This is a genomic window from Solwaraspora sp. WMMD937 (assembly GCF_029581175.1).
Classification (GTDB): Bacteria; Actinomycetota; Actinomycetes; order Mycobacteriales; family Micromonosporaceae; genus Micromonospora_E.
Genome location: NZ_CP120738.1, coordinates 6,585,460 through 6,595,225, shown reverse-complemented (window position 1 = coordinate 6,595,225; position 9,766 = coordinate 6,585,460). Strand labels below are relative to the sequence as shown.

Below are 9,766 nucleotides of genomic sequence, written 5' to 3'. Positions count from 1 at the left end.
CCCTCGTGCCCGGCGACGCCGAGCGGCAGCGGCAGGTGGCCGACGATGTCCCAGGTCGCCAGGACCACGATGACGGTGCCGGCGATGACCAGGTTGGCGACCACGCAGCGCCGGGCCCGCCGGGCGAGGGCGACGACCGCCGGGATGGTGGTCAGGTCGTCGCGGACGATGACGGTGTCCGCGGTTTCCAGAGCGAGGTCGGCACCGACGCCACCCATCGCGACGCCGGTGTGCGCGGTGGCCAGTGCGGGCGCGTCGTTGACCCCGTCGCCGACCACCAGCACCCGCCGGCCGTCGGCCTGCAGTTGCCGTACCGCGGCGACCTTGTCCTGCGGCAGCAGACCGGCCCGTACCTCGTCGATGCCGACCTCGGCGGCCAGCCCGCCGGCTGCCTGCGGGTTGTCGCCGGTGAGCAGCACCGGCGACCGCCCGGTCAGGGCACGCAGCGCGGCGGTGACCGGGGCCGCGCCGGGTCGCAACCGGTCGGTGAGCGCGAGGACGGCTGCCGGCGTGCCGTCGACGGCGACCACGACGGCGGTCTGGCCGGCGGACTCCACTTCGGCGACCAGCCGGCGGGCCCCGTCGTCGGTGGCGGTCAGCAGCTGGGCCGGGCTGGCCACGGCTACCTGCCGGTCACCGACGCGGGCCGTGACGCCGCGCCCTGGTAGTGCGGCGAACGTGTCGGTGGCGGCGATCGCCAACTGGCGGTCGCGGGCGGCGGCGACCACGGCGACACCGATCGGGTGTTCGCTGGGCAGTTCGGCGGCGGCGGCGAGAGCCAGCAGTTGGTCCGCGTCGCCGGTGGCCGGATCACCGGGTACGGGGTGGACGGCGGTGACTCGGGGCCGACCTTCGGTGAGGGTGCCGGTCTTGTCGAAGGCGACCAGGTCGGCACGGCCGAGGCGTTCGATCACCCCGGCGGATTTGACCAGTACGCCGTGTCTGCCGGCGGTGGCGATCGCGGCGAGCAGCGGCGGCATGGTCGCCAGCACCACGGCACAGGGGGAAGCGACGATCATGAAGGTCATCGCCCGCAGCAGGGCGTCGGTGAGGCTGTCGCCGAGGGCGAGCGGGATGCCGAACAGGGCGAGAGTCGCGACCACGACTCCGACCGAGTAGCGTTGCTCGATCCGTTCGATGAACAGCTGGGTGGGTGCCTTGCTGGCGGCGGCCTCCTCGACCATGGCGGCGATCCGGGCGACGACGGTCTCGCCTGCCGGGGTGGTCACCCGGACCCGTAGCGCTCCGGTGCCGTTGAGGGTGCCGGCGTACACGTCGTCGCCGTGGCTGCGGTCCACCGGTAGCGGCTCGCCGGTGATGGTGGCCTGGTCGACCTCGCTGGCGCCGTCGACAACCTGTCCGTCGGCGCCGATCCGCTCGCCGGGGCGGACCAGGATGACGTCGCCGACGCGCAGTGTGACGGTGTCGACCCGCTGTTCGGTGCCGTCGACGATCCGCGTCGCCTGGGGTGGGGCCAGGTCGAGCAGGCTGTGGACGGCGTCGGCGGTTCGTCGGGTGGCGAGCGCTTCCAGCGCGCCGGAGGTGGCGAAGATGACGATCAGCAGGGCGCCGTCGAAGACCTGGTTGACGGCGGCGGCACCGATCGCGGCGACCACCATCAGCAGGTCGACGTCGAGGGTGCGTTCGCGTAGTGCGCGCAGCCCGGACCAGCCCGGTTCCCAACCGCCGGCGACGTAGCAGGCCAGGTAGGCGGCCCACCAGCTCCACGCCGGGGCTCCGGCCAGGTGCAGCGTGCCGCCGAGGGCGAACAGCGCGGTCGCGGCGGTCGCCCAGCGGACCTCGGGCAGCGCCCAGATCGGGGTACGGCGGGTGGCGTCGGCCAGGCGCTCGGCGCGTTTCGGGGGCGCGTACGGCGGGGTATCGATGAGCACGGCCATTACAATAGCTGCGCAGATATGCAGGTATGCAAGTAGGCGGCCTCGACTAGTCTGACCGGCATGCACACCTCGATTCCGGATTTCCGGATGCCGGTCGAGGAGCAGGTGCACCTGGCCGCGGAGACGTTCCGCCTGCTCGCCGACCCCACCCGGATCAAGATTCTCTGGGCGCTGCTGCAGGGGGAGTCGTCGGTCGCCTGCCTGGCCGAGTTGGTCGGTGCCGCGCCGACGGCGGTCAGCCAGCACCTGGCCAAGCTGCGGCTCGCCGGGCTGGTGCGGGGGCGCCGGGAGGGCACATTCGTCTACTACTCGGCCGCAGACGTGCACGTCCGGCAGTTGCTGGCCGAGGCGCTGTTCCACGCCGACCATGCCGACCGCGAGCTGCCCGACCACGGGCCGGGGGAGCGGGTCTCCGATCACCACGGGTGAGCGCCTGGCTCGTGGCCGGTCACCTGTGGTGGAGTCGAAACCGGCCGCGTCGGTCCTACTTAATGAAAACGGCTTCCGTTATCGTCTGGGTAGACGAGAGGAGGCCGTCCATGGCCGTACCGAAGCGCCGCACCTCGCGGTCGAACACCCGCCACCGGCGCGCCCAGTGGAAGGCGGCGGTGCCGATGCTGGTGACCTGCCCCTGCCCGCGACAGGAGAAGGTCCTGCCGCACCGGGCCTGCGCACACTGCGGCCTGTACCGGGGCCGCCAGGTCGAGGATCCGCGATGACCGGTGCGGTGGCCAGCGAGGGGAACGGTGCGACGGCCGGCGCGGTGGCCAGTGACCGTCGGCTGCCGGTAACGGTGCTGTCCGGATTCCTCGGTGCGGGCAAGACCACCCTGCTCAACCACATTCTGGCCAACCGGGAAGGGCGGCGGGTCGCGGTCATTGTCAACGACATGAGCGAGATCAACATCGACGCCGCGCTGGTGCGCGACGGCGGTAGCCTGTCGCGTACCGAGGAACGCCTGGTCGAGATGACCAACGGCTGCATCTGCTGCACGCTGCGCGACGACCTGCTGGTGGAAATCGCCCGACTGGCTCGGCTGGGCCGCTTCGACTACCTGGTGATCGAGTCCAGCGGCATCTCCGAACCACTGCCGGTGGCGGCCACGTTCGCCTTCGGCACCGACGACGGTGGGGTGCTGGCCGACATCGCCCGGCTGGACACCATGGTCACTGTCGTCGACGCGCCGCACCTGATCGCCCAGTTGCGGGCCGGCGAGTCGTTGGAGCAGCGTGGGCTGGCCGCGTACGACGACGATGACCGCACCATCGCCGACCTGCTGGTCGACCAGATCGAGTTCGCCGACGTGATCCTGGTCAACAAGACCGACCTGGTCGGGTCGGCCGAGTTGGCGACAGTCGAGGCGCTGGTGACCAGGCTGAACCCGAAGGCCCGTCAGCTGCGGACCGTGCGGGCGCAGGTCCCGTTGGGCGAGGTGCTCGACACCGGGCGGTTCGATCTGGAGGCGGCCGAGACCGCTCCCGGTTGGGTCGCCGAACTCAACGGCGAGCACGTGCCGGAGACGATCGAGTACGGCATCAGCAGCATCGTCTACCGGGCGGTCGCGCCGTTTCATCCGCAGCGGCTCTGGGATCTGCTCGCCGAGCTGGACAGCTTCGGCGTCGTACGGTCGAAGGGCTTTCTCTGGCTGGCGACCCGGCCCGATGTGCAGGCACTGTGGTCGCAGGCCGGTCCGTCGGCGCGGTGCGACCCGGCGGGGGTGCCGGTGGCCAGCTCCGGTGAGTGGCCCGACGACCCGGCCGAGCGGGCCGACCTGGAGTCCCGGTGGGATCCGGTCTTCGGCGACCGGCACCAGGAGCTGGTGTTCATCGGCATCGGGCTCGATGGCGAGCGGCTACGGGCGGCGCTGGACGCCGCGCTGCTCACCGATGCCGAGCTCGCGGCGGCCGGAGCGGGGCTGGTCGCCGGGCTCGCGGCATGGCGCGAGCTGCCGGACCCGTTTCCCGACTGGGATGTCGGCGAGCTCGACGAACATGGACATGTGTCGACTCAGACAGGTCGCACCCCTACCGCGATAAGTTGAAAACGATTACCGTTAGCTTCCGGTGGTCCACCAGGGACCACCGGAAGGGAGTCTGTCCCATGTCGACCGCAACTCACCGGCGGGCCGCCGGTACGCTCGTCGCCAGCGCCGCGATGATTGCCGCTCTGGTGGTTTCGGCCACTCCGGCGCAGGCACACGGCACCGGCCTGCCCGTGGTCCTGCATGAAGGACACGTCGACGTCATCGAGGTCGAGTACGAGGACGGTGAGCTGGAGCTCGGCGTCCACGACGACACCGTCGAGCCGGGCGAGCACCGCCACCACGACGACGTGATCTTCGTCGTCAAGCCCCAGGCGAAGACCACCGTGCCCAGTGACCCGGCCTTCGCCTTCCTCGGCGCCGCCGGCTCGCCGGTGTGGATCCTGCCGCAGATCGAGGACGAGGAACTGCTCTTCGCCGGCCTCGCCACCGAGGAGCTCGAAGCGGGCGTCTTCGCCGGCGACTCGGTCGACCTGACCGTGCAGCAGCTGATCAGCGCCCCCAGCTCCGCCAAGATTGCGATCTACACCGAGGACCTGTTCGGGCAGCCGACCGTGCTGGCCAACAGCCGCGACGGGCTGCCGGACGTTGTCGACCTGGCGGTCGGTGAGCACCTGCACGTCAACTGGGCGTTCAGCAAGGCGGGCGCCTACCTGCTCAAGGTCAAGGCCAGTGCCACTCTGGCGGGCACCACGACCGTCGTCGAGTCCGACTCGGTCTACCTGCGATTCGTCGTCCTGCCCTGACGTGCGTCGGGAATCCGGAGGGAGCAGTGTGATGAAGACTCCTGGCCGCCGGCTGCTGGCCGGTATCGCGTCGAGTGCCCTCGCTGCGGTGCTCGCGGTCGCCGTACCCACCCCGGCGCAGGCCACGATCGTCGAACTGACCAGTGGCCACGTCGATGTCATCAATGTCGACCATGTCGCCGGTGGGCCGATCGAGGTCACCGTTGGCGACGACACCGGCGCTACCTTCGTCGAGCGTGACCCGTCCACCGTGGTCCTCGTGGTGCCTGCCGCCGCGCACACGGCGGTGCCGTCCGGTTCCGCCTGGTCGTTCCTCGGCAGCGGGGGGTACGCCTACGTGTTGCCGCAGACCAACACCGCCGGGCTGCTCTGGGCCGGCTGGGACACCACCGGGGTGGCCAGCGGGGCGTTGCAGTTCAACCGGGTCGTGTTCAAGCTGACCGGCGTGCAGGGGCCGGGCGGGTTCAGCATCTTCACCGCCTCGGGCGGCACGCCCACGGTGCTGTTCGACAGCGGCAACGGTTTGCCGGACAGCCTGAACGTCAACCGCAACACCCATGCCCACGTCAACTGGGGCTTCGACGTGGCCGGCACCTACGTGGCGACGTTCGAGGTAAGCGGCGTGCGTGCGTCGAACGGGCAGCCGGTGAGCAGCACCGAGGAGTTCACCTTCGAGGTCGGCTGACCCCCGTTCGACCGGAGTGGTTGATTCGTCGGTTGATCCGACCGCCGACCCGTGCAGCCGGTGCCGAACATCACCCGTTCGGCACCGGCTGCACGCGGATCGAGTATGACAACGGTTATCGTTTGCGTGCTAGCGTGCGGTGCGCGGGCGCAGGGCGTACGGAAGGTGGGGTGGATCATGCGCGCACGGTGGCTCATCGGGCCGGCGCTGCTCGCTGTCAGTCTTGGTAACCTGGCGGCCTGTGTCGTCCCCGAGACGCTGAGCGCCGCTGACGACCGTCTCCAGGTCGTCACCACCACCGGCATTCTGCGGGACCTGGTCGACAACGTCGGCGGGGACCGCGTCGCGGTCGCCTCGCTCGTCCCCGACGGTGCCGACCCCCACTCGTACGAGCCGTCGCTGCGCGACGTGCGCAACGTCGTCTACGCCGACGTCGCCTTCAGCAACTACCTGCTGCTGGAGGAGCACGCCATCATCAAGGCGCTCGACGCCAACCTGCCGGAGGGCGTACCGAACATCTCGCTCGCCGAGGGGGCGATCAAGTACGCCGCCGAGATCATCCCGCTGGTCGAGGACTTCTCGCTCGACACCATCTGGCTCGGCATGCGGGTACGCGGCACCGGCGGGACCTATGGTGCAGACCGGGTCTCCGACATCCTGCTGCAGAGCACCAACGTGACCGGCCCCGGCGCCATGGCCGCCTACCTCACCGAGTCGTTCGGCAACCCGGCCGTCTATCTCGACTCGGCCGACGGCTTCGACGCCGCCACCGGCTACCGGGACGACACCGCCACCCTCCCGCCCGACGCGCACACCCACATGAGCTGGGCATTCACCGAGCCGGGCGTCTACCGGCTCACCATGTCGGCACGGTTGGCGGTCACCACCGACAGTCGCCCCGTCGCCCTCGGGGAACAGACCTTCACGTTTGCCGTCGGCGTCGATCCGCACAGCCTGCCCGGGATGGCCGGGGCCGACGTACTGCGCGGCGGGCACGCCGACATCACCGTCGACCTCGACGCGGCGGCGCGCGGCGAGCCGTCGCTGTACCTGTTCGCCGACCCGCACGGCGCCGGTGACGCCCATCAGCATGTGCACGATCCGGCCGACACCGTCATCGAGGTGCCGAACAAGGCCCTCGCCCAGGTGCCGGCCGGTCGGGACTTCCGCTTCCTCGGCCGACCGGGCACCGAGATCTTCCAACTGCCGCAGGCGGTGCTCGGCAAGCACGTGCACGGCGAGATCGACCCGCACCTGTGGCAGAACGTCCGCAACGTCATCGCGTACACCGAACTGATCCGCGACACCCTGATCGGCGTCGACCCGGCCGGTGCCGCCGACTACCGGCGGCACGCGGCGGCGTACATCGCCGAGTTGACCACGCTGGACGACTACGTCCGCGACACGATCGCGCGGATCCCGCCCGCCCGGCGGCACCTGATCACTACTCACGACGCGTTCGGCTACCTCGGGGCCGCGTACGACGTGCAGATCTCCGGCTTCGTCAGCCCGCACCCGGCGGCCGAGCCGAGCCTGGCCGACCGGCGCCGGCTCACCGAGACCATCCGCAACCTGCGGGTACCGGCGGTCTTCCTGGAGCCGAACCTGCGGTCGAGGTCCTCGACATTGGCCGAACTCGCCGACGACCTCGACGTACGGGTCTGCGATATCTACGGCGACACCTTTGACGACCGGGTGACCAGCTACGTCGAGCTGATGCGGTTCAACGCCGAGTCGCTGCTCGACTGTCTGGCACCATGAGGAGGCATCAGTGAAGTCGATCGGCCTGTCGACGGCCGTCTCCGCGCTGCTGGCGATGACGCTGGCCGCCCAGCCGACATCGCCCGACCCGGCACTGGACCAGTCGATCGCTCCGGACCAGCCGGTCGCCGCGGACACGGCCGTGCTGGCGGCCGGCCATGTCGACATCGGACCGCGCTACGTCGACGACGAGTGGACCCTGCTGCTGCACGACGACGCGGCGCAGCCGGTGTGGCGGGATCCGGACCGGACCGTGCTGAGGGTCACCGACGCCGCGCTGCAGACCGTGCCGGATGATCCGGTGTACGGCTTCCTCGACGTGCCGGCCGGCACCGAGGTGCACGTGGTGCCGCAGGTGCAGCACCCCGACGTGGTGTGGGTCGGTTGGAACACCCAGGACCCCCGGGTGATGCAGACGATCGACCGGGGCGTGACGTTGGAGCTCGCCGGGGTCGAAGGACCTGGCGAGGTCACCATGTATCTGCAGGCCGGCACGTTCAGCGAACCGCAGGTGCTGTGGCGCTCCACCGAGCCGCCCGGCCAGCCGATGTGGGTGGAGGTCAACACTCACACCCACGCCAACTGGGTGTTCACCGCCCCCGGCGTGTACCTGGTCGCCGTCCGGGTCAGTGCCGACCTGGTCGGCGGCGAGCAGGTGAGCGCGGTACGGCACCTGCGGTTCGCGGTCGGCGACGCCGTCAGCACCGACGACGCGTTCGCCGCGCAACCCGACGAGGTCGCGGCCGCGCCGGTCGCCTCCGACGGTGCTGACGGCCAGGGGGCCGCAGCGGACGGCACCGGCGACGGCACCGGCCCCTGGCTGGTCGGCGGCCTTGTGCTGGCCGCGGTCGTGCTGGCGGTTGCGCTGGTCGTCGTGGTGCTGCGCGGCCGGGCGGTACGCCGACGGGTCGAGCAGGAGCGTGCCGCCTCATGACCGCGCTCGCCGTACACGATCTCGACGTCGACCTCGGCGGCCGCCCGGTGCTGCGCGGGGTGCGGTTGCACGTCGATCCGGGTGAGCTGGTCGGGCTGATCGGGCCGAACGGGGCCGGCAAGACCACGCTGCTGCGGTCGGTGCTCGGGCTGGTCCGGACCCGGTCCGGACAGGTGTTGGTCGACGGGGTGCCGAGCCGGCCGGGGCGGTGTGCGATCGGGTACGTGCCGCAGCGGCACGAGTTCGCCTGGGAGTTCCCGATCTCGGTGGAGCAGGCGGTGCTCAGCGGCCGGACCGGTCGGATCGGGCTGCTGCGCCGGCCGGGGCGGGCCGACTGGCGGGCCACCGCCGAGGCGATCGACCGGGTACGCCTGGGCGGCCTGCGCCGTCGGCCGGTCGCCGAGTTGTCCGGTGGCCAGCGCCAGCGGGTGCTGGTGGCCCGGGCATTGGCGCTGCAGCCGGCGTTGCTGCTGCTCGACGAGCCGTTCACCGGGCTGGACATGCCGACTCAGGAGCTGCTCGGTGAGCTGTTCGCCGGTCTGGCGGCCGAGGGTACGCCGCTGTTGATGACCACGCACGACCTGATCGGGGCGATGGATGCCTGTTCCCGGCTGGTGCTGCTGAACCGGCAGGTGATCGCCGAGGGCAAGCCGACCGAGCTGCGGGATCCGCAGCTGTGGATGCGTACGTTCGGGATCACGGAACGGTCGCCGTTGCTGCGGATCGTCGGCGCCGGCACCATGCCCGTCGGGGTCGGCGAGGGGAGCGGCTGATGCCGGTCACCGAGTTCGTCGCCGACCTGTTCAACCCGGATCTGGCCTTCCTGCCGAAGGCGCTGCTGATCGCCATCATGTCCAGTGTGGTCTGCGGGGTGGTCGGTTGCCACGTGGTGCTGCGGGGGATGGCGTTCATCGGTGACGCCGTGGCGCACGCGGTGTTCCCGGGGCTGGCGGTCGCCTTCGTGCTGCAGGGCAGCCTGGTGCTGGGCGGTGCGGTCGCCGGGATCGTGACCGCGCTGCTGATCGCGGTGTTCGCGCAGCGGCGGCGGGTCAAGGAGGACTCGTTGATCGGAGTGTTCTTCGTGGCCGCCTTCGCCCTGGGCATCGTGATCATCTCGCAGGCACCAGGGTACGCCGGTTCGCTGCAGCAGTTCCTGTTCGGTTCGATCACCGGCATTCCGGACCGGGATCTCTACACGGTCGGCTTCACCGGGCTGGCCATCCTGACCGCGTTGTTCCTGCTGCACAAGGAGCTGGTCGCGGTCAGTCTCGACCGGGAGTCGGCCCGGTCGGTCGGGTTGCCGGTGTTCTGGCTGGACATCGTGCTGTACGTGCTGGTCACCCTCGCCGTGGTGATCTCGCTGCAGACGATCGGCAACATCCTGGTACTGGCGTTGCTGATCACGCCGGCGGCGGCGGCGCGGCTGCTGACCGACCGGCTCGCGGTGATGATGCTGCTCGCCCCGCTGATCGGTGGCGGCTCGGCGCTGGTGGGGTTGTACCTGTCCTGGAGCTACGACCTACCGGTGGGCGGCACCATCGTGCTGGTCGCGACGGCGGTGTTCCTGCTGGCCTGGTTCCTGGCCCCGCGGCACGGTCTGGTCGCCCGCTGGCGGCGGCAGCCGGCAGGGCCCGACGAGGCGCAGGTCACACCGGTGCTGACAGAGGTGGCCGAACGGCCGATAGGTTAATGAAAATGATA

The 9,766-nt window shown here is 70.7% G+C and carries 10 protein-coding genes; 9 read left to right on the top strand and 1 reads right to left on the bottom strand.

The genetic code is table 11. The features are described from left to right. A partial coding sequence (locus tag O7621_RS29125; protein WP_282232163.1) for a heavy metal translocating P-type ATPase occupies positions 1-1,892 on the bottom strand: 1,892 nt, incomplete at its 3' end. 66 nt (positions 1,893-1,958) lie between these two features. On the opposite strand from O7621_RS29125, the gene O7621_RS29120 reads away from it, so the two are divergent. From O7621_RS29120 to O7621_RS29080, 9 genes are all read left to right on the top strand, one after another. Beyond that, positions 1,959-2,327 carry a metalloregulator ArsR/SmtB family transcription factor gene (locus tag O7621_RS29120; RefSeq protein ID WP_281551430.1) on the top strand — a complete coding sequence of 123 codons (369 nt, stop codon included), beginning with the start codon at positions 1,959-1,961 and terminating at the stop codon, positions 2,325-2,327. Between the two features lie 110 nt (positions 2,328-2,437). Further along, on the top strand, positions 2,438-2,617 hold the full coding sequence (gene rpmF, locus O7621_RS29115; RefSeq protein WP_282232161.1) for a 50S ribosomal protein L32: 180 nt from the start codon (positions 2,438-2,440) through the stop codon (positions 2,615-2,617). Further along, positions 2,614-3,939 (top strand): GTP-binding protein, encoded by a 1,326-nt coding sequence (locus O7621_RS29110; RefSeq protein ID WP_282232160.1) that lies wholly within the window; start codon positions 2,614-2,616, stop codon positions 3,937-3,939. Before rpmF ends, O7621_RS29110 begins: the two co-directional genes overlap by 4 nt. Positions 3,940-3,998: 59 nt before the next feature. Further along, positions 3,999-4,685: a choice-of-anchor M domain-containing protein gene (locus O7621_RS29105; RefSeq protein ID WP_282232159.1), complete on the top strand. Its 687-nt coding sequence runs from the start codon at positions 3,999-4,001 to the stop codon at positions 4,683-4,685. Positions 4,686-4,716: 31 nt separating this feature from the next. Beyond that, positions 4,717-5,370 carry a choice-of-anchor M domain-containing protein gene (locus O7621_RS29100; RefSeq protein WP_282232158.1) on the top strand — a complete coding sequence of 218 codons (654 nt, stop codon included), beginning with the start codon at positions 4,717-4,719 and terminating at the stop codon, positions 5,368-5,370. Between the two features lie 177 nt (positions 5,371-5,547). Beyond that, positions 5,548-7,131 (top strand): anchored repeat ABC transporter, substrate-binding protein, encoded by a 1,584-nt coding sequence (locus tag O7621_RS29095; protein WP_348775272.1) that lies wholly within the window; start codon positions 5,548-5,550, stop codon positions 7,129-7,131. Between the two features lie 55 nt (positions 7,132-7,186). After that, a complete protein-coding gene (locus tag O7621_RS29090) occupies positions 7,187-8,065 on the top strand; it encodes a choice-of-anchor M domain-containing protein (RefSeq protein ID WP_282234784.1) in 879 nt (292 codons plus the stop codon). Beyond that, the gene (locus O7621_RS29085; RefSeq protein WP_282232157.1) at positions 8,062-8,838 is read left to right on the top strand and encodes an anchored repeat-type ABC transporter ATP-binding subunit; all 777 of its coding nucleotides are present in this window, start codon (positions 8,062-8,064) and stop codon (positions 8,836-8,838) included. The genes O7621_RS29090 and O7621_RS29085 overlap by 4 nt, the downstream gene beginning before the upstream one ends. After that, on the top strand, positions 8,838-9,755 hold the full coding sequence (locus O7621_RS29080; protein ID WP_281551424.1) for an anchored repeat-type ABC transporter permease subunit: 918 nt from the start codon (positions 8,838-8,840) through the stop codon (positions 9,753-9,755). The genes O7621_RS29085 and O7621_RS29080 overlap by 1 nt, the downstream gene beginning before the upstream one ends. Positions 9,756-9,766: the final 11 nt, after the last annotated feature.